The 18,833-nt window shown below is 66.0% G+C and carries 17 protein-coding genes and 2 tRNA genes; 11 read left to right on the top strand and 8 right to left on the bottom strand.

Going from position 1 to position 18,833, the window contains the following annotated elements:
• Window positions 1-195: 195 nt before the first annotated feature.
• Window positions 196-1,431, top strand: coding sequence for a phenylacetate--CoA ligase family protein (locus tag HRL41_RS04770; protein ID WP_172135784.1), 1,236 nt, complete (start codon window positions 196-198; stop codon window positions 1,429-1,431).
• Here HRL41_RS04770 and HRL41_RS04765 read toward each other — a convergent pair.
• A complete protein-coding gene (locus HRL41_RS04765) occupies window positions 1,428-1,892 on the bottom strand; it encodes a hypothetical protein (RefSeq protein ID WP_172135783.1) in 465 nt (154 codons plus the stop codon). The genes HRL41_RS04770 and HRL41_RS04765 overlap by 4 nt on opposite strands.
• Window positions 1,893-2,020: 128 nt before the next feature.
• Complete coding sequence (locus HRL41_RS04760) at window positions 2,021-3,253, bottom strand: Fic family protein (RefSeq protein WP_172135782.1); 1,233 nt, start codon at window positions 3,251-3,253, stop codon at window positions 2,021-2,023.
• Window positions 3,254-3,636: 383 nt separating this feature from the next.
• Between HRL41_RS04760 and HRL41_RS04755 the strand changes: the two genes are divergently transcribed.
• From HRL41_RS04755 to HRL41_RS04745, 3 genes are all read left to right on the top strand, one after another.
• Entirely contained in the window at window positions 3,637-3,810 is a 174-nt protein-coding gene (locus HRL41_RS04755; RefSeq protein ID WP_172135781.1) for a hypothetical protein, read from the top strand.
• Window positions 3,811-3,937: 127 nt separating this feature from the next.
• A complete protein-coding gene (locus HRL41_RS04750; protein ID WP_172135780.1) occupies window positions 3,938-5,488 on the top strand; it encodes a sodium:solute symporter in 1,551 nt (516 codons plus the stop codon).
• A gap of 208 nt (window positions 5,489-5,696) precedes the next feature.
• Window positions 5,697-6,089, top strand: a complete 393-nt coding sequence (locus HRL41_RS04745) for an Rrf2 family transcriptional regulator (RefSeq protein ID WP_165171081.1) — start codon at window positions 5,697-5,699, stop codon at window positions 6,087-6,089.
• Window positions 6,090-6,193: 104 nt separating this feature from the next.
• On the opposite strand, the gene HRL41_RS04740 is transcribed toward HRL41_RS04745, so the two are convergent.
• The 3 genes from HRL41_RS04740 to HRL41_RS04730 all read right to left on the bottom strand — a co-directional run bounded on the left by HRL41_RS04740 (window position 6,194) and on the right by HRL41_RS04730 (window position 9,251).
• Window positions 6,194-7,576, bottom strand: coding sequence for an NRAMP family divalent metal transporter (locus HRL41_RS04740; RefSeq protein WP_172135779.1), 1,383 nt, complete (start codon window positions 7,574-7,576; stop codon window positions 6,194-6,196).
• 4 nt (window positions 7,577-7,580) lie between these two features.
• Window positions 7,581-8,948 carry a magnesium transporter gene (locus HRL41_RS04735; RefSeq protein ID WP_172135778.1) on the bottom strand — a complete coding sequence of 456 codons (1,368 nt, stop codon included), beginning with the start codon at window positions 8,946-8,948 and terminating at the stop codon, window positions 7,581-7,583.
• Between the two features lie 226 nt (window positions 8,949-9,174).
• Window positions 9,175-9,251: transfer RNA gene (locus HRL41_RS04730), tRNA-Arg, on the bottom strand.
• 339 nt (window positions 9,252-9,590) lie between these two features.
• Here HRL41_RS04730 and HRL41_RS04725 point away from each other — a divergent pair.
• The 4 genes from HRL41_RS04725 to HRL41_RS04710 all read left to right on the top strand — a co-directional run bounded on the left by HRL41_RS04725 (window position 9,591) and on the right by HRL41_RS04710 (window position 13,159).
• Complete coding sequence (locus tag HRL41_RS04725) at window positions 9,591-10,943, top strand: citrate/2-methylcitrate synthase (protein WP_172135801.1); 1,353 nt, start codon at window positions 9,591-9,593, stop codon at window positions 10,941-10,943.
• Window positions 10,944-11,263: 320 nt separating this feature from the next.
• Window positions 11,264-11,512, top strand: a complete 249-nt coding sequence (locus HRL41_RS04720; RefSeq protein WP_165171086.1) for a hypothetical protein — start codon at window positions 11,264-11,266, stop codon at window positions 11,510-11,512.
• A gap of 304 nt (window positions 11,513-11,816) precedes the next feature.
• Window positions 11,817-12,386, top strand: a complete 570-nt coding sequence (locus HRL41_RS04715; protein ID WP_165171088.1) for a helix-turn-helix domain-containing protein — start codon at window positions 11,817-11,819, stop codon at window positions 12,384-12,386.
• A complete protein-coding gene (locus HRL41_RS04710) occupies window positions 12,386-13,159 on the top strand; it encodes a zeta toxin family protein (protein ID WP_172135777.1) in 774 nt (257 codons plus the stop codon). The genes HRL41_RS04715 and HRL41_RS04710 overlap by 1 nt, the downstream gene beginning before the upstream one ends.
• A 212-nt stretch (window positions 13,160-13,371) precedes the next feature.
• On the opposite strand, the gene HRL41_RS04705 is transcribed toward HRL41_RS04710, so the two are convergent.
• Window positions 13,372-13,459 (bottom strand) — tRNA-Ser (locus HRL41_RS04705).
• A gap of 221 nt (window positions 13,460-13,680) precedes the next feature.
• Here HRL41_RS04705 and tadA point away from each other — a divergent pair.
• The 3 genes from tadA (at window position 13,681) to HRL41_RS04690 (ending at window position 15,947) form a co-directional block, all read left to right on the top strand.
• Window positions 13,681-14,208, top strand: coding sequence for a tRNA adenosine(34) deaminase TadA (gene tadA / locus HRL41_RS04700; protein ID WP_253904705.1), 528 nt, complete (start codon window positions 13,681-13,683; stop codon window positions 14,206-14,208).
• A complete protein-coding gene (locus HRL41_RS04695) occupies window positions 14,205-15,257 on the top strand; it encodes a 4-(cytidine 5'-diphospho)-2-C-methyl-D-erythritol kinase (RefSeq protein ID WP_371808800.1) in 1,053 nt (350 codons plus the stop codon). Before tadA ends, HRL41_RS04695 begins: the two co-directional genes overlap by 4 nt.
• A 324-nt stretch (window positions 15,258-15,581) precedes the next feature.
• Window positions 15,582-15,947, top strand: a complete 366-nt coding sequence (locus tag HRL41_RS04690) for a guanylate cyclase (protein ID WP_253904704.1) — start codon at window positions 15,582-15,584, stop codon at window positions 15,945-15,947.
• A gap of 788 nt (window positions 15,948-16,735) precedes the next feature.
• On the opposite strand, the gene HRL41_RS04685 is transcribed toward HRL41_RS04690, so the two are convergent.
• Window positions 16,736-18,472 (bottom strand): phospho-sugar mutase, encoded by a 1,737-nt coding sequence (locus tag HRL41_RS04685; RefSeq protein ID WP_172135776.1) that lies wholly within the window; start codon window positions 18,470-18,472, stop codon window positions 16,736-16,738.
• Window positions 18,473-18,532: 60 nt separating this feature from the next.
• Window positions 18,533-18,833, bottom strand: a 301-nt coding sequence (locus HRL41_RS04680) for a hypothetical protein (protein ID WP_172135775.1), incomplete at its 5' end; no start/stop codon positions are given.

Raw genomic sequence — 18,833 nt, 5'->3', positions numbered from 1 at the left:
GCTGGGCGATGGCTTTAGCTTCAAGCCCGCGGGCTGCGCTTCGGCGCGGCGTGCGCCGGGTTTGAAGCGCCGCGCATTTCTCCGGTCGGCTTCGCATCTGCTCGCTCCAGCGCACGTCCCGCGTTGCCGCCGCGTTCCGTTCGTCAAGCCGCCGCGCGCCCATGTCCGCCGCGGCCTCCACAGAAAGAGACCATCATGGAAATGACCCCCGCACAGCTCGACATGCTGAAGAAGCAGCTCGCCAACTTGAAGGAGCGCAGCCCCTTCTACGCCAAGAAGTTCGAAGGCATCGACATGGGCGACGTCAAGACCCAGGCCGACTTCGAGAAGCTGCCCTTCTCCGAGAAGGACGACCTACGCGCCGCCTACCCGCTGGGGCTGCAGGCCGTGCCGGACGAGAAGGTGGTGCGCATCCACAGCTCATCGGGCACCACGGGCACGCCGGTCATCATCCCCTACACCCAGAAGGACGTCGACGACTGGGCCATCCAGTTCGCGCGCTGCTATGAGATGGCGGGCGTCACCAACGCCGACCGCATCCAGATCACGCCGGGTTACGGCCTGTGGACCGCGGGCATCGGCTTCCAGCTCGGCGCCGAGCGCCTCGGCGCCATGGCCATCCCCATGGGCCCCGGCAACACCGACAAGCAGCTCAAGATGATGGAGGACCTCGGCTCCACGGTCATCGGCGCCACCAGCTCATACGCGCTGCTCCTGGCCGAGGAGATCCAGAAGCGCGGCATCCGCAGCCGCCTGAAGCTGCGCAAGGGCGTCATCGGCTCCGAGCGCTGGGGCGAGAAGATGCGCAGCCGCATCCAGAACGAGCTCGGCATCGAGATCTACGACATCTACGGCCTCACCGAGATCTATGGCCCCGGCATCGGCATCAGCTGCGACGAGCACTCGGGCATGCACATCTGGGACGACTACGTCTACATCGAGGTGGTCGACCCGAACACGGGCGAGGTCCTGCCTGACGGCGAGGAAGGCGAGCTCGTGCTCACCACGCTGCAGAAGGAGGGCGCGCCGCTCATCCGCTACCGCACGCACGACCTGACGCACATCGTCCCGGGCGAGTGCGCCTGCGGCAGCCGCCACCCGCGCATCGCCACGCTGACGGGCCGCACCGACGACATGTTCAAGGTCAAGGGCTGCAACATGTTCCCCGCCCAGGTGGAGGAGGTCATCCAGATCACCAACGGCACCAGCTCCGAGTACCAGGTGATGATCGAGAACATCTCGGGCAAGGACGTGCTCACGGTCCTGTTCGAGACGCCGCTCGAAGGCGAGGAGAAGGCGCGCTGCGAAGAGGAGCTCGCCATGATCTTCAAGGCGAAGCTCGGCTGCACCCCTGACGCGAAGGGCGTCCCCATGGGCGAGCTCCCGCGCTCAGAGAAGAAGACCAAGCGAATCTTCGACTCCCGCTACTAAAAGAAGATCGTGTCGAACGCGAGGGATATGAGCGCGAGGAAGGCGCCAAGCCCGGCGCCTTCTTCGCGTTTTGAGCAGACGCCTTCCTCACGTATCTTTCGTGCGCCTCTTCGCCAAGATGTCCTCCCTCGCGTCATTCCGAGCGAGGCTCCCCTCCTCGTGTCATCCCGAGCGAGCGACAACGCCTTCTTTCCATCCTGCACACCGATAACGCCCCTTTTCCATCCACCATTCTGGAAAGCTGGATGGAAAATGCTCGTTATCGGCGATACGAGCCCCGAAAACCACCGACAACGGCGCTTTCGCATCCACTTTCCCCAGGAAATCGCCGATAACGGCCTCTTTGCATCCAGGATCACCTGAGGGGTGGATGGAAAAGCACCGTTGTCGGTAACGTCGTCGACGATCGACGGGCGGAGCACCTCAGGCCCCGTGTCACTGAGCGAAGCGCTTGAGTTCACGAGTGCCAGGCACCTCATGCCATCCTAGGCGGAGCGTCCGAAAGGCGCGGAGTCAGTCGAAAGATCTGGTCGCAAGCGAGCTGTGCATACGGGAGCATCCAAGCCCCATGGCGTCAAAAGCAAGCGCGTCAGCGCTTCGCACTTGAAGGGCTCGCGAGCCTCCGCTCGAACACGTTGAACTCGTCGATGGCCTCGGGCGCTTCGAAAACGCGGTTTCGCTTTTGGCTCCCCACGGGCTTCACAATGCCAGCCTCGACGCACCGCTCGACTGCCGCGGAAGTTGCGCTAAACGCACGGTGCAGGGAGGTGCTGGCCGTTTCGATGGTGAAGAGCGGCATTCCCACCATCTCGGAAAGGAGCGCGTCAAGCGCCGACCCTTTCCTGACTGATCCGAGCCTTTCCCTCCACGCGTCTTGCAGCCTTCGGGCGCTCTTTTCGAACGCCTCGGCTTCCTCGCAGGCGGTCAGGCAGGCTCCGGCAAAGAACGACACCCACTCGTTGATGCCGCTCTGTGCGACGGCAGGGTCCTCATCGTCCAAGAAGCGATAGTCGGTGAGGCCCTTGACGTAGCTTTTCGCCTGCGTGGCCATGACGAGCGACAGGGGAGGAACGAGGTTCGGCGTCAGCCCGCGCCGACGAAGCACCAGGTGGATGAGCGCTCGTCCCGTTCTCCCGTTGCCGTCGACGAAGGGGTGCACGGTCTCGAACTGGGCGTGCACGAGAGCTGCCTGCACGAGGGGGGAGGTTGTCTCGTCGTTGCAGAAGCAGGCGATGTCCTTCAGCAAGGCTTCGACGTGCGCGGGGGCAGGGGGAACGTACTCGGCGTCGAGGGGGTTGTACCCGTTTCCCCCGACCCAGTTCTGCGTGGTTCTTACCATGCCTCCGAACTTCTCGATGCGCGTGTTCTCGCAGAGCTTGCGATGGACGTCGAGGATGGTGCCGACGGTCACCTTCTGCTCGCTTTGCGCCGCCGCGATGGCCTTCTCCATCGCGTGGATGTTGCCCACCACCTCGGCGGCGTTGCTGTCGCTCTTTATCATGACGCCGCTTCTCTTCATCTCCGCTCTGAGCAGGCGCCGGGTCCCGATGCTCAGGCCTTCGATGTGAGACGAGGACACCGCTTCGGCTCGGAGGAGCAGCCGGGCTATTCCCTCGGAGCTGTGGAGGGCCAGCGCCTGCTCGTTGAGCCTTGCGATGGCGATCTCAGCACGGCTGACATCACCCACGACGTCAGGCTCGAGCAGGACCTTGAGCTTGGAGAGGGGCGTCGGGACATAGTAGGAGTAGGCGCCGCTGCGCCGCTCTGCGCGCGTCCGCCCGCGTCCTTCGCTGAGCCACATTTCCTCGTGAAGGGTTCCCATGTCGAGCTCCTTCGCCGACAACATCTCTGCCGACAACCTGAAAGAAGATCCCTGCTTGTTTCAGGTTATCAGATAACCAGAAACAATAGAACGCGGAGATCGAGATTTCGAATAGTTCTCTATGACCCCCTTCGCTACGATGCCCTCCCTCGTGTCATCCCGAGAGAGAGCATCGTCTCTCATGTCATCCTGAGCGAGCGAAGCGAGTCGAAGGATCTGGTTCCGGGCGCGGCGCGCCCGCATGTCCACTTGGCTTGCGACCAGGTCCTTCGACTCCGCGCCCTGCGGGCGCTGCGCTCAGGATGACACAGGGGATGCGAAGCACGTCAGCGCTTCGCATTTTCTTCTCCCGCGGAGCGCTTTAATATGGTAAAGTGAACGACATGTTTTCCCTGAAAGGACATACCGGCATTGCGAGCGTCGACGGATGCGCCATCATGACGCAGCACTTCGCGCAGAAGTGTACCGGCGAAGCTGAGCAGGCCATCATGAGCGAGCACTTCGCTCAGAAGTCGTCCTGCGCCCAGATCTCCCAGCGATACTATCGATATTGGTAGCACACGGGTTTTGCCCCGGTGCTATTTTTTTGCACTCGTTTCGGGGCAGAGGTCGTGTGCGCCTTCCCAAGAAAGACCTGTTCGACCATGCGCCGCCACGCGGCGCGCACAAGAAGAAGGAAAGTCAATGGCAGTAAAGATCCTCCTGGTCCTCGTGTTTATCGCGATCGCGGTGGGCGTGGGCCTGTATTGCCGCAAGACCACCTCGACGGTGGACGGGTTCGTGCTCGGCGGGCGCAACGTCGGCCCGTGGATGAGCGCGTTCGCATACGGCACCAGCTACTTCTCGGCCGTCGTGTTCGTCGGCTACGCGGGGCAGTTCGGCTTCAAGTACGGCCTGGCGGCCACGTGGGCGGGCATCGGCAACGCGATCCTCGGCTCGCTTCTGGCATGGTGGGTGCTCGGCCCCCGCACGCGCGAGATGACGCACCGCCTCGGCGCGCAGACCATGCCGGAGTTCTTCGGCAAGCGCTACCAGTCGAAGGCCCTGCGCATCGCGGCCGCGGCCATCATCTTCGTCTTCCTCATCCCCTACACCGCGAGCGTGTACAACGGCCTGTCGCGTCTGTTCGGCATGGCGTTCAACCTGCCCTATGACGTGTGCGTGATCGGCATGGCCATCGTGACCTGCGTGTACGTGGTGGTCGGCGGCTACATGGCCACGGTCATGAACGACTTCATCCAAGGCATCGTCATGCTCCTGGGCATCACGGCGGTCATCGTGGCGGTCATCATGAGCAACGGCGGCTTCTCCGAGGCGGTCATCTCGCTCTCGCAGATCGAGGCGCCGGGAACCGACATGCAAGGCGCGTTCATCAGCTTCTTCGGGCCAGACCTGTTCAACCTCATCGGCGTGGTCATCCTGACCTCGCTCGGCACGTGGGGCCTGCCGCAGATGGTGCAGAAGTTCTACGCCATCAAGAGCGGCCCGGCGGTGAAGCAGGGCGCCATCATCTCCACGCTGTTCGCGTTCGTGGTGGCCGGCGGCTCGTACTTCCTCGGCGGCTTCGGGCGCCTGTACGCCGACCAGATCGAGTACGCCGCCAACGGCACGCCCATCTACGACTCCATCATCCCCACCATGCTCTCCACGCTGCCTGACGTGCTGATCGGCCTGGTGATCGTGCTCGTGCTGTCGGCGTCCATGTCGACGCTGTCGTCGCTGGTGCTCACGTCGTCCTCGACGCTGACCATCGACCTCATCAAGGGCAACGTGGTGAAGGACATGTCCGAGAAGAGGCAGCTCGTGTGCATGCGCGGCCTGCTCGTGGTGTTCATCGTGCTGTCGGCGGCCATCGCCCTCCTGCAGTACCACTCGAGCATCGTGTTCATCGCCCAGCTCATGGGCTACTCGTGGGGCGCGCTGGCCGGCTCGTTCCTCGGCCCCTTCCTGTGGGGCCTGTACTCCGGGCGCATCTCGAAGGCGTCGGTGTGGTGCTCGTTCGTCATCGGCGTGGGCCTCACGGCCGTCAACATGGGCATGGGCTTCGCAGGCACGCCGCTCATCGCGAGCCCCATCAACTGCGGCGCGCTGTGCATGCTGCTGTCGCTGGCGGTGGTGCCGCTGGTGAGCTTGGTGACGCCGAGCGTCCCGTTCGACGTGAAGCCGCCGAGCGTGAAGGGCGCGACCGACCGCGAGTACGAGCGCGAGCTCGAGGCGGAGACGGCCGCGAGCTAGCGCGAAGCGAAGAGGGAGCCTGCGGGCAGTGGGCGTCCGCGGGCGGCGGGCTCGGGCGGCAGGCGCGAATGCGGCGCCCGCCCTAGCCCGCGCCTGCCCTTCGCGAACTGCGCCCTTGCTTACAACTTAGAAACACCTGCGGCGCGCAGCCGGCTGCGGGGCTCTTCTCAGGTACAGTCTTTCCAAACGCTTACGTTAGGAGGGTGCTGTGCAACTCAAGGCCTCGACAGACTACGGGCTGCGCGCCGTTCTGTACCTTGCCGCGCAGGGGGGAACCTGCTCGTCGCGCGACATCGCGCAGGACATGTCCATTCCGCGCGACTACCTCATCCAGCTCGCGCAGCTTCTCCGCAACGCGGGGATCATCGAGGCGCGCCCGGGCAAGAACGGCGGCTACCGCCTGGCGAAGGACCCTTCTGAGATCACGCTTCTGCAGGTGATCGAGGCGCTCGACGAGGATGCGAAGGACTCCACGCGCATGCGTCGCGACCAGCGCGCGAACGCCGCGATCGCGCCCGACGTGCGCCGCGCCTACGAGCGCGTGCTCGAGAGCTACGTCGCCTACTTCGAGGGCATGACCCTCGACCAGCTGTTCGAATAAGGGGGAGGGGGCGCGTCCTGTTGCCGCGCGCGTCCGCTCGCGCTGCGCCCTGCGTCAAGTCTGCGCCCTGCGACTTATCCCCGCGAGCTTTTGCTCGCGCCCCCTTACGCCATCCCCAGAAGCTGCATCACGAAGAGGGCCACGGTGAGGGCGGCCACGACGACGACGGTGGCCCACAGCAGCACCTTCGACACCAGCTTCGAGCGGAACTCGCCCATGACGTGCTTGTCGGCGGCGATGATCGCCATGAACGCCAGCAGCACCGGCAGGATCACGCCGTTGACGAACTGCGCGGTGAGCATCACCGACAGCAGGTTGATGTTCGGGATGAGCACCACGAGCGCGGAGAACGCGATCACGAACGTGAAGATGCTCTTGAACAGCGGCGCTTCCTTCCACTTGAACGACACGCCGGCCTCCCAGCCGAACGCCTCGCAGATCACGAACGCCGTGGTGAGCGGCAGCACGCAGGCCGCCAGAAACGACGCGGCCACGAGCCCGATGGCGAACAGCGCCTCGGCGTACTGGCCGGCGAAGGGGGCGAGCGCGCGGGCGGCGTCGGCGGCGCTGTCGATCTGGATTCCGGCGGGGAAGAGCACCGCGCCCGTGGTCACGATGATGAACCACGCCACCAGGCACGCTGCGATGGTGCCCGACACCGCGTCGACGCGCTGCGAGAACAGGTCCTTCGGCGTGAGGCCCTTCTCCACCACGTTGCTCTGCGAGAAGAACATCATCCACGGTGCGATGGTGGTGCCGACCATGGCGATGACGAGCGAGATGAAGCTCGCCTGGCCCTGCAGGTGCGGGACCACCGTGGCCAGCGCGGCCTCCTCCCAGTTCGGCTGCGCCATGAACGCCGCCACGATGTAGGTGACGAACACGAGCGACAACGCCAGGAACACGTTCTGCACGCGCTTGTACGAGCCGCCCACCACCAGGAGCCACACGGCGAACGCCGCCACCGGCACCGAGACGTACTTCGACACGCCGAACATCTCCATGCCGCTTGCGATGCCCGCGAACTCGGAGAACGTGGTGGCCACGTTGCCCACGAGCAGCGCCAGCATGGCGAGCGCGGTCAGGCGGATGCCGAAGCGCTCGCGGATGAGCGCGGCGAACCCCTTGCCCGTGACGGCGCCCATCTTCCCCGCGGTGATCTCCACCACGATGAGCAGCACGCACATGATGGGGATGACCCACAGCGTGCCGAAGCCGAAGGTGGCGCCGGCCGTGGAGTAGGTGGAGATGCCGCCGGCGTCGTTGCCGGCCATGGCCGTGATGATGCCGGGGCCCATGGCCGCCAGAACGAGCCAGAGCTTGCTCTTGGACTTCTCAGCCGGCGCCTGCTCCGCGCCGCCCGCGCCTGCGCTGCTCGCACCCGCACCCGTGCCCGCGGCCGCCTCCTTGCTGAGCTCGGCCGGCGTCGCCTTCGGCTTGCGCGCTATGTCGGAGAGGCGCCCGAGCTTCTTCCCGCTGAACGTCATGCGATCACGCCCCGAAGCCGCGGAAGCCGGTCGCGTCGAGTATCTGGATGAGCGTGAGCGTGTAGAGCGTCAGGAACAGGAGGGCCGCGAGCGCGATGCCCATCCCCTTGAGCAGGCTCGCCTGCGTCTTCTCGCTCGACACGTCGTCCTCGATGGCGTCCCACGCGTCCTCGGTGGTGACGATGCCGAGCAGCGCGCCGCGCTCGTCCACCACGGGCATGGCCGGGATGTCGTACTTGAAGATGTCGGCCGCGACGTCCTCCTCGGTCTCGCTCGGACCGCACGAGATGATCTCGTCGTACATGACGTCGCGCAGGGGCGTGTCGTCGTCGGTGAGCACCAGCGTGCGCAGCGACAGCACGCCCACGAGCTTGTCGTAGTCGTCGGTCACGTACACGTAGTGCACGGTGGGATGGTCCTCGGGCAGCTCGCGCAGCGCCTCGATGGCCCCGCGCACCGTGGTGTCGACGGGGCAGGCCACGTACTGCGTGGTCATCATGCCGCCGGCGGTGCCGTCCTTGTAGCCGAGCAGGCGGCGGATCTCGGTGGCGTCCTCCATGCCCATGAGGCGCAGCAGCGTCTCGGCCTTCTCATAGGGGAGGTCGCGCACGATGTCGGCTGCGTCGTCGGGGTCCATGTCGCCGATGAGGCGGGCGGCGCGCGCGTCGTCCAGGTCGTCGATGAACTCGGCCTGCAGCTCGTCTTCCATCTCGGAGATGGCCTCGGTGGCGCGCGCGTCGTCGAGGTGCTCGAACACGGCGGCGCGCTGCTGGGGGTCGAGCTGCTCGAGGATGTCGGCCACGTCGGCGGGGTGCAGCTCGTCGAGGCGGCGGTGCGTGACGGACAGCTGCACCTTGGAGAGGTCGCGGTCGAGCAGGTCCATGTAGTTCCACGCGATGATCTGCTCGTCGATGCGCTTCTTGAACAGCTTCGCCACCGCCACCACGCCGCGCTCGATGAGCGGGTGCAGGCCGCGCAGGATGCCGCGCACGCCCACCTCGGCGCCGAGCAGGCGCAGCTGCGTGCCCGACTGCGACAGCTTGAGGTCGTTCACGCGCACGACCTTCATGCCCTGCGTGTCCACGATCTGGCGGTCGAGCAGGTCGCGCGCGAGCAGCACCTCGTTGGGCTGCAGGTAGCTGAAGCGGATGTCGTGCGCGTCGACGGAGAGCGTGATGCCGTCCTCGTCGAACTTGTCGACGTACTTGCGCCACGAGATCATGAACGGCACTCTGCCCGGCCCCTGGAAGGCTAGGCTCGTGATGCGCGGAAACACCTCGCCCGTTGAGATGGCCAGGTCGGAGATCGTGCCGATCTTCTCGCCTGACTGGTCAACGACGGGCTTTCCCGCCATTTGCGACAGATAGAGCATGTGATAAGTCCCTTACGTGTTGAATGGCATGAGTCTTGCGCGCGCTGGCGCAGGTCATGTCGCCGCAGTCGTCTTCCGACTGCCGACGCGAAGGGAGGGAAGTCGGAAGGTTACATACTGTGAGGCTTCGATTTTCGAACCTTCAAGTACGACTCCTTCTCGTTCAGATACAAAAAAACCGCACGTGCTGAATGTCAGTCGTTGCGGGTTCTGCTTGCTGAAAAAGTGGTGCGCCGTGAGGGATTCGAACCCCCGACGTACTGATTCGTAGTCAGTCCCTCTATCCAGCTGAGGTAACGGCGCACTTCCGAACAGCAAGGAGTATTAAAACATCCCCCTGTGGGTAAGTCAACCGTTATTTTGTGAAGATTTCCTCGCATTCGTTACCGTTGAGTGTCGGCGGGCGTGGGTCGGAGGCGGCGGTTTACGCGCGCCCGCTTCTCCCCGTCTGCGGAAACGTTTCGGCCGCGTTACGCCAAGCTGGTTTTTTGCTGCGCAAGTTATGGGTTGGCGCAAGGCCGCCCCGTGCTTCGGTAGAATTGCGAGAAAAGACGAAAGGAGGCCGCCGTGGCGCTGCTTATTGACGAGACGCCCATTCGCGTGGTGAACCCTGCGAGCGTTGACGAGGTCGAGCCCATCGAGATCAGCGAGGAAGAGGCGCGCCGCGTGCGCCTGTACGACAACTTCCGCGACGTCAACCGCATCGACCCGAGCTTCTACGAGCGCTACGACGTCAAGCGCGGCCTGCGCAACGCCGACGGCACGGGCGTGCTGGTGGGCATGACGAACATCTCCAACGTGCACGGCTACGTGATAAGCGACGGCGAGCGCCGCCCCGACGAGGGCTCGCTGCGCCTGCGCGGCTACGAGCTGTACGACCTTCTGGGCGAGCACATCTCCGGCCAGCGCTTCCGCTACGAAGAGCTGTGCTACCTGCTGCTCATGGGCGAGCTGCCCACGCAGGCGCAGCTCAAGAGCTTCATCGAGGTGATCGACTCGCAGCGCGAGCTTCCCGACGGCTTCACGGGCTCCATGCTCATGCGCGACACGCCGCCCGACATCATGAACGTGCTCGCGCGCTCGGTGCTGCAGCTGTACGCCTACGACGAGCACGCCGAGGACCGCACGCCCAGCCACGAGATCCACACGGCGCTGTCGCTGATCAGCCGCCTGCCACGCATCATGGTGCTCACGTACTACTCCAAGCGCGCCCGCTACGAGCACGAGTCCATGATCATGCACCGCTTCATCCCGGGGCAGTCGAGCGCCGAGACCATCCTGTCCATGCTGCGCTCCGACCGGCAGTTCACCGGCGAGGAGGCGCGCATGCTCGACATCATGCTGTGCCTGCACGCGGAGCACGGCGGCGGCAACAACTCCACCTTCACCACGCGCGTGCTGTCCTCGGCCGACACCGACCCGTACTCGGCGTACGCGGCGGCCATCGGCTCGCTCAAGGGGCACCGCCACGGCGGCGCGAACCACCAGGTGCGCGCCATGCAGGCCGAGATCAAGGAGAACGTCGAGCATTGGGACAACGACGACGAGGTGGCGGCCTACCTCGCGCGCATCGTGAACAAGCAGGCGTACGACAAGACGGGCCTCGTGTACGGCATGGGGCACGCGGTGTACACGCTGTCCGACCCGCGCGCGGTGATCTGCAAGCGCTTCGCCGAGCAGCTCGCTCGCGGCACGGAGTACGAGGCCGAGTACGAGCTTCTGTGCGCGATCGAGCGCTTGACGCCCGAGGTGCTCGTGCGCGAGCGCGGCACGAAGAAGACGATGTGCGCGAACGTGGACATGTACTCGGGCTTCGTGTACTCCATGATGGGCATTCCCGAGGACCTCTACACGCCGCTGTTCGCCTGCGCGCGCATGGCGGGCTGGGCGGCGCACCGCTTCGAGGAGATCGGCGCGGGCAAGCGCATCATCCGCCCCGCGTACAAGAACACCCACACGACGCGCCGGGAGTACAAGCCCATCGCCGAGCGGTAAGCGGAACGCGAGCGGTAAGTGGATGCGCCGACGCGGATGCGCTGGTGCGAATGCGCTGGTGCGAATGCGTTGGCGCGCCGCCCTGCCGCCAAGCGGGCGGTGGAGCGGCGGCGCGCTTGGTGCGTCAGGCGGGCGCTGGGGCGTCGGCGCGCTTCCCGCGCTCTCGTGGCCTTCGCTCTCCCCGCCGCCTCCCGTTCGGCTGTTCCGCGGGCGTCTGACCTGCGGTGGCGGGCGCATTTGCCGCCACGTTCTCCCTCGTCTCCCTCGAGCGCGCTATAATACCCCGCAGCGAGAAACAACCTGAGTGTGAGGGGATTGACATGGCAGATGCGCCGAAGACTCCGGCAGGAGGCAAGGTCAGGACGCTGACGGATGCGGTGCTCGACGGCTTCGAGCTCAAGGAGATCAAGTGCCTTTCGTGCAGCGGCTACGGAAACTGCGGCTACAAGAGCTACTTCCTGAACCCGGCCGGCGGCGTGGCGTCGGTGTGCATGCGCCGGCGCAAGCAGCTCCAGTGCGAGCGCGACGGCATCGAGTACTCGGACGCGCTGCTGGTCGAGGATCTGTAGGGCGCGACGAGGGCTTTGCGCGGGGCGCTGGGCGGGAGGCGGCGAGGGAGAGGCCCGTCGTCCGCGCGGCGCTGGCGAGCCGTGGGCGCGGCGGCGCCCGTCATCGTGCAGCGCGGGGCGCGCTGCGAGCGCGGCGCCTCGCCGTTCCGCTTGCTGTTCTGTTTGCCGTTTCGTCTGCCTCCCATCCGTATGTGAAGCTGGCGCGAAAATACTTTGAGGAGGAGCCTGCGGGCTCCTTTTTCGTTTCCCAAGGTGCTATCATAGGACATAGCGTAACCTATCAAATGATAGAAAGAAGGAAGCCATGGGAGACGAGCTCACCCCGCAGGACATCAAGCGCATTCGCGGCAGGTACGGCCTGACCCAGCAGGCGTTCGCGCGCGTTCTCGGCATCGGCGAGGCCAGCATCGTGCGCTACGAGAACGGGCAGAAGCCCACGCGCGCGAACGCCAACCTCATCCGCGCGGCCAACATCCCGGCGTTCATGCTTGACTGCCTCGAGCGTGACGGCAGCCGCATCACGCAGGACCAGCGCGAGCGGACCGAGCGGATCATCTATTCCGAGGTCATGTTTGACGAGGACGGTGAAGTCATGGACATCAACGACATCTACGAGATCACCCTCACGCAGGAGATCCTGAACGAGCAGGCGGCTGAGATTCTCGGGGATCTCTCGAGGCTTCGTCGCGCCGCCCGCGAGGCGGGAGACGAGGTTCGTGAAACGGTTTACGAAGACGTCGCGAGGCAGCTTTGGATCGCGAAGGACTCTATCACGGACAAGGAAAACGAAAACCCGGTCAAGCTTGCGGAGATTCGCGGGCAGATCGAAGGGCTCGCGCGATTCGTCGCGAAGAGCAGCGTGAGGGCCGCCTGATGACCGCCGCTCTCGCGCGCTTCACGCAAGAAGAGTTCGAAGGTGAGCTCCAGACGTTGGTAGCGGATCGATCCAGCTCTTCCAGCTTGTCGATTCCCAAGAGGCCGCGTGCAGTTTTGCTTGGCGGGCAGAGTGGCGCAGGCAAGACGACGCTGCACAGCATCTATCGCGATGCGTTCAGGAGGAACGTCATCATCATAAACGGCGACGAGTATCGGTCTTTCCACCCGCACTATCGCGAGCTTGACCAGGCTTACGGTCCTGAGGCAGTGGCGTACACTGCCGCATGGGCGGGAAAGATGACAGAAGCCCTGATCGACGAGTTCTCGCTTGCGGGGTACAACCTCATCATCGAGGGGACGCTGCGCACCTCGGAGGTCCCCGTCAGGACGGCCACGCTGCTCCGCGCGCGCGGCTACGGCGTCTCGCTGGCGCTCATGGCAGTGAAGCCTGAGATCTCGCTGGTCAGCTGCCAGGTTCGCTACGAGCTCATGCGCATCGCGGGCACGGTCCCCCGCGCGACCGATCCGAGGCACCATGACAAGATCGTTCGCGACATCGTGGGCAACCTCAGCGCCTTGGAGCAGACGGGCCTGTTCGACGAGGTCTGCCTGTACGCGCGCTCGCGTGAGCGCCTGTATCCCGTGGAGGGCGAGACGCGCACGGCCAGCGAGGCGCTGCGGGAGGTGCTGTTCGGCCCTTGGACGAGGGAGGAGAAGGAGCACTACGCCCACCTGGAGGAGGAGCTGGCGAAGCTGAAGAAGCGTCCCTGACGTTTGCGCGGCGCCCGGGCGCTTCTGCCTGGGGTGCCCGGGTGCTTCCGCCTGAGCGTTCGCTGTTCTCTCAGCGGGTGTTTCTGCCTGGGGCGTCCGCTACTCTCTCAGCGGGTGCGGCGGTTCTTGACGGCGCTCGCCCTTGTCTAGGACCCTCTGAGAGGTATTTCGCAACGAGAAGGGCCCCATCGTCGGGGCCCTGAGGTCGCACATGGCGGAGGCGGTAGGATTCGAACCCACGGTACCTCGCGGCACAACAGTTTTCAAGACTGCCGCCTTCAACCACTCGGCCACGCCTCCGTGCGCGTTACAGGATACCACATTCTCGCAACGTCTCGCGATGCCTCGGACGCTGCGCCTTGCGCTTGGCCCGCAAGCCCTTCGTGCCGTCACTCCATCGAGGGCGTTGCCTGCCGCGCTTGCGCCAGAGCGCCTCGGGCAACAGCGGCGCTTCGGCTGCGCCGCGCGTCTGGCTCGCGCTTGCGCCCTGTAAGCCCCGCGCGAACGGATATAATCACCTCATGGCTAACCAGGAGAACACAAGCAGGATCGACGCCGCGGCGGACGCGGCTTACATGCGGCTCGCGCTCGAGGAGGCGCGCGCGGCGGCGGACGCGGGCGAGGTCCCCATCGGCGCGGTGGTGGTGCACGAGCCCGTCGACCGCGGCACGCGCCGTCCCATCGCCGAGCCGCGCGTCATCGCGCGCGCCCACAACCTGCGCGAGACGACGCGCGATCCCGCCGGCCATGCGGAGCTTCTCGCCCTGCGCGAGGCGGCGCGCGTGCTCGACGCGTGGCGGCTCACGGACTGCACGGTGTACGTGACGCTCGAGCCGTGCATCATGTGCGCGGGCCTCATGCACCAGGCGCGCGTCAGCCGCTGCGTGTACGGAGCGCCTGACCAGAAGGCCGGCGCGCTCGGCACGCTGTACTCCGTTCACGCCGATGAGCGACTTAACCACCAGTTCGCGGTAACGCCGGGCGTCTTGCGAGACGAGTGCGTCGGCATGCTGCGTGATTTCTTTGCAAGCAGGAGGAAGAAGAAGTGAGCGAAACGCCGAAAGTTGACATGCTCGCGATTGCCCGCGACGCCCAGTGGTCGGCCGACACGTTTTTGGGAGCGGGGTCGATCAAGCTGGTCTCGCCTGCGAAGGTGAACCTGTTTCTGGGCGTGGGCGCGCGTCGGCCAGACGGCTACCACGACGTGGTGAACGTCATGCACGCGGTGGCCCTGCACGACGTGATGTACGTGCGCTGCGCTCCTGCGGACGGGGAGGCGTTCGAGGACATGGAGGGGAAGGACCACCTCGCCGTCGGCGGGCCCGAGCAGAACGTGCTCGTGAGCATCGACCTGACCGACAAGACCGCGGCCGCGGGGTCAGAGCCGCTGCGCATCCCCGCGCGCGAGAACATCATCTTCAAGGCGATCGACGCGCTGGCCTGCGCGCTCGGCCGCACGCAGCGCGAGCAGGTCTCCGTTCGCCTCGAGAAGAACATCCCCCACGAGGGCGGTCTGGGAGGCGGCTCGTCGAACGCAGCTACCGCGCTGGTGGCGATGGCCTGCCTCTGGGGGCTTGCGCCCGACGATGCCGCGGTGGCCGACGTGGCGCGCAGCCTCGGTGCCGACGTGGCGTTCTTCCTCCACGGCGGATGCGCGCTGTTCACGGGCGCAGGCGAGCTGTTCGACCATGCGCTTTCCCCGCGGAAGGACCCGGTCGTCCTGGTGAAGCCGCCTGCGGGCGTCTCCACGGCGGCGGCGTACCATGCGTTTGACGAGGACCCGCAGCTCGTTCCCGCGCGCCTCTCCGAGCAGGCGCTCGCCGCCGCAAGCGCGGCGGAGGTTCCGCTCGTGAACAACCTGGCGCCCGTCTCGGAGGGGCTCTCCCCTGAGCTCGCTGAGGTGCGCGCCTGGCTTGAGGCGCAGCCCGGCGTGCGCGCAGGCGAGGTGCTCCTGTGCGGAAGCGGGGCCACCACGTTCGCCGTCACGGAGGACTTCGCGGCGGCCTGCGCCGTGGCCGCCGTCGCGCAGGCGCGCGGATGGTGGGCGCGTGCCACGACGTTCTCGTCGTTGCGTTCTGCGAAGCTGCCCCGCCGGTAACGGGCGGCTCGCGTGGCGGAAATGTTTCACGTGAAACACTCCCGCGTGACGCGGCGAGCGGCAAGAGTGTGATATGTTCGAGCGGTAACGCGCAGCGCAGCGCGTGACGTGACCCGCAGGGCGCGCAGGGACGGCAACGTAAGACGCGGTGTGGGCAACTCGGCAACGTGAGGTGCGGCACGTGAGGCGTGGCGTGGCCGCTATCACGCGGGCGCGCGAAACGCAGTACGACGACATGAGATGGGCGCGCGGAACGCAGCGTACGAGGCGTGACGCAGGGCGTGAAACACGCAGGGCGCGCAAGACGCGGAAGGAGAGGCGAGGATGCTGGGTTTGATGGCGCGGCTGTCGCGCATGGTTCCGCTTCTCCTGGCCATGGCGGTGATCGCGGCGGTGATCTACCTGGTGGTCACGTACCGGCACTCGCCGGCGCGCGCGAAGGAAGCCCTCATCACGACGTTCACGTGGCTGTGCGGCGCGATCACGGTGTTCTTCGGCCTGGCGTCGCTCTACGCGCTCTTCGAAAACAACAGCGGCGTGCTTGACCTGGCGGCGAGCTGCGTGGCGGTGGGCGTCGTGGGCCTTCTGGTCACGCGCTGGTGCAACCACGTGTTCCTCAAGCACAACCCGCATTACAAGAAGAAGTCGCAGAAGGCGACCACCAAGCTTCGCTGGCCCTGGGAGCGCTAGAAGGCGAGAGGCGAGCCCACGAGGCATCGCTTGCGCAATCGGTTAATCGCAGACGCGCTTCTCTGCCTCTATGGAGGTTCTGGACGATTTCCTGGACACGTGATTGCGTGGAAAGGAAGAACGCATGCACAGTCCGGAGTTCAAGAAGAAAGCGCTGAGGGTCATAGACAAGCACGGAGGTTCTTGCTCGAAGGGCTCGAGCCTTTCGAGCGCTTTCCGAATACGTGTTTTGCGAAACAGCCTCGAGGAAAGTGGAAGAGTCCACCGCTTGGAGGGCCGCTGCATGAAGCCTCCCGCTTGGAGGGCCGCTGCATGAAGCCCACCACTTGGGGCCGTTGCGGAAGCAAAGACAAGTTGAGCCCGCAAGGAGGGGGATCCTGCGGGCTCGCCTTGTTTGCGGCGAAGCAAGACGAGGAATGCTTGCCGCCCTGTAAAGCAAAGAGAGGAGGAGTTGCGATCGGTTCGGGCTCCCTCGAGCTTCGCGCCCTTCGCGACGTCTCGCTCGGGCCTCTGCTCTCCGGCGCCCTTCCCTTTCGACAAAAGTTATCTTAGAGTAACTTTCAGCGCAGCACAAGACGTTGTCATTAAAAGTTAGCCTGTATTTACAAGTTCTTCACAAATCCGTTCCGTTGCGAAAAGGCCCCGCGAAGATCGCGGGATGCGAGTCTTCGCGGGGCCCGGTGCTCTCAAGCGCGGGCAGTGTTGTGGGCGCGAAACGAGCACGAAGAGCCAGAGCCTCGTGCGCCGGATTCTTCTGCGCTGGGCGTTCGCGCGCTGCCCGAGCGCGCCTATGCCAGGATCGCGCGGGCGGCCTCGTCCATCTTCGCCAGCAGGTCGGCGGCCTCCTCGGGGGTGGGGCAGGCGGCGAACAGGTACGCCTTGATCTTCGGCTCGGTGCCGCTCGGGCGCACGATGAGCTTGCTGCCGCCCTCGAGCTGCATCTCGAACACGCCCGCCGCGGGGAGCGTCTGCGGCGCGTCGGCCTCGCCGTCGGCGCCCGCCGAGCCCACGTACGGCATGGCCACGCCCTTCTGGTAGTCGACGCACGCGGTCACGCGCAGCCCCGCCACCTCCTGCGGCGCGTTCGCGGAGAGCCCGCTCATGATGCCCGCCATCTTCTCCGCGCCGGCGGCGCCGGGATACTCCAGGCTGATGGTGGCGTTGCGGTGGTACCCGTGCTTGCGGTAGAGCGCGTCCATGGCCTCCACCAGGTCAACGCCGCGCGCCTTCCAGTCGCGCGCCATCTGGCAGATGAGCATGCTGGCGTTCACGGCGTCCTTGTCGCGCACGTGCGTGCCGGAGAGGTAGCCGTAGCTCTCCTCGAAGCCGAAGATGAAGCGCTCGGGCGTGCCCGCGGCCTCGAGCAGGCCGATCTGCTCGCCGATGTACTTGAAGCCCGTGAGCGTGCGGCGCAGCTGGAAGCCGTGCTCGGCGGCCAGCGCGTCGACCATGGCGGTTGACACGATGGTGGTCAGCGCCACGGCGCGCGAGAGGTCCTCGCCGCGCGCGGCGCGCGTGCGGCAGATGTAGTCGAGCAGCAGGATGCCCATCTCGTTGCCGCTGATCAGGTGATACTCGCCGTCATGCAGCGCCGCCACGCCCACGCGGTCGGCGTCGGGGTCGGTGGCCAGCAGCAGGTCGGGGCGGACGTCCTCGCACAGCGCCAGCCCGCGCTCGAGCGCCTCGCGGATCTCGGGGTTGGGGTAGGGGCAGGTGGGGAAGTTGCCGTCGGGCGCGGTCTGCTCCTCCACGAGCGTCACGTCGGTCACGCCCACGCGCTCGAGGATGCGCGTCACGCACTCGAGGCCCGTGCCGTTGAGCGGCGTGTAGACCACCTTGAAGCCGGCGTCGGCGTTCGCGCCCGGCTCCTCGAGCGACTGCGCGAACACGGCGTCGACGAAGCGGTCGAGCGTGCCCTCGTCGGTGTAGCTGGCCCAGCCCTCGGCGAGGGCCTGGTCGAACGGCATGCGCTTCACGTCGTCGAAGATGTCCACGGCGTTGATGGCCGCCTGGATGTCGTGTGCCGCCTGCGTGGTGATCTGGCAGCCGTCGGGGCCGTACGCCTTGTAGCCGTTGTAGGGCGCGGGGTTGTGGCTCGCGGTCATGCAGATGCCCGCCGCGCAGCCCAGGTCGCGCACGGCGAAGCTGAGCGCGGGGGTGGGCTCGATGCGCGGGTACAAGTGCGAGTGGATGCCGTTGGCGGCCAAGACGCCAGCCGCCACCTGCACGAACGTCTCGCCCATGTTGCGGCTGTCGCGCGCGATGGCGACGCTGGGCGCGTCGAAGCTCGCGTTGAGGTAGTTCGCCAGGCCCTGCGTGGCCTTCGCGACCGTGTAGACGTTCATGCGGTTGGGGCCTGCGCCGACGATGCCGCGCAGCCCGCCCGTCCCGAAGGCGAGGTCCTGGTAGAAGGCGTCGCGCACGGCGGTCTCGTCACCGGCTTTGAGCTGCTGGAGTTGCTCCTGCACGACGGGGTCGTCCGCCTTGGCGATCCACAGGTCGAGCAGCTTCATCATGTCTTCCATGAGGGGTCCTTTCCGATCAAGAGCGTGCACGCCGCGGCGCTGCCGCAGGTGAAGCCCATATTATCCCAGTTTGGGCATCTTTTTCAGCAGAGCCCACGCTTTCTGCTTCTCATCCGGGGTTTCGAGCAGGTCTTCGAAGCGGCGAAAGGCCACCACCGTGCGGCCCATGACGCGCGTGGCGGCGTCGAGCGCGAGCTCGCAGCGGTAGGCGCGCCCGAGCAGCGCGGCAGCCTCGGCGTCGGCGGCCACGATCGCCAGCGGGTCGAGCCCCTCGACCACGCTCAAAAGGTCGCGCGCGCCCAGCGTCGCGCCCGCCGGCTCGGGGGCCCCGCCGGCTGTCGCGCCCGCCGGCTCGGCCAGC

Origin of the sequence: Adlercreutzia sp. ZJ473, assembly GCF_013185065.1 — a bacterium.
Lineage (GTDB): Bacteria > Actinomycetota > Coriobacteriia > Coriobacteriales > Eggerthellaceae > CAAEEV01.
The sequence above is the reverse complement of the archived record's forward strand: the minus strand, read 5'-3'. Positions and strand labels throughout refer to the sequence as shown.

Excerpts from the sequence above, each read along its gene's own strand:
- HRL41_RS04770 (WP_172135784.1), top strand. The coding sequence starts at position 196 with ATGGAAATGACCCCCGCACAGCTCGACATGCTGAAGAAGCAGCTCGCC.
- HRL41_RS04760 (WP_172135782.1), bottom strand. The coding sequence starts at position 3,253 with ATGGGAACCCTTCACGAGGAAATGTGGCTCAGCGAAGGACGCGGGCGG.
- HRL41_RS04755 (WP_172135781.1), top strand. The coding sequence starts at position 3,637 with ATGTTTTCCCTGAAAGGACATACCGGCATTGCGAGCGTCGACGGATGC.
- HRL41_RS04750 (WP_172135780.1), top strand. The coding sequence starts at position 3,938 with ATGGCAGTAAAGATCCTCCTGGTCCTCGTGTTTATCGCGATCGCGGTG.
- HRL41_RS04740 (WP_172135779.1), bottom strand. The coding sequence starts at position 7,576 with ATGACGTTCAGCGGGAAGAAGCTCGGGCGCCTCTCCGACATAGCGCGC.
- HRL41_RS04735 (WP_172135778.1), bottom strand. The coding sequence starts at position 8,948 with ATGCTCTATCTGTCGCAAATGGCGGGAAAGCCCGTCGTTGACCAGTCA.
- HRL41_RS04720 (WP_165171086.1), top strand. The coding sequence starts at position 11,264 with ATGGCAGATGCGCCGAAGACTCCGGCAGGAGGCAAGGTCAGGACGCTG.
- HRL41_RS04715 (WP_165171088.1), top strand. The coding sequence starts at position 11,817 with ATGGGAGACGAGCTCACCCCGCAGGACATCAAGCGCATTCGCGGCAGG.
- HRL41_RS04710 (WP_172135777.1), top strand. The coding sequence starts at position 12,386 with ATGACCGCCGCTCTCGCGCGCTTCACGCAAGAAGAGTTCGAAGGTGAG.
- tadA (WP_253904705.1), top strand. The coding sequence starts at position 13,681 with ATGGCTAACCAGGAGAACACAAGCAGGATCGACGCCGCGGCGGACGCG.
- HRL41_RS04690 (WP_253904704.1), top strand. The coding sequence starts at position 15,582 with ATGCTGGGTTTGATGGCGCGGCTGTCGCGCATGGTTCCGCTTCTCCTG.
- HRL41_RS04685 (WP_172135776.1), bottom strand. The coding sequence starts at position 18,472 with ATGGAAGACATGATGAAGCTGCTCGACCTGTGGATCGCCAAGGCGGAC.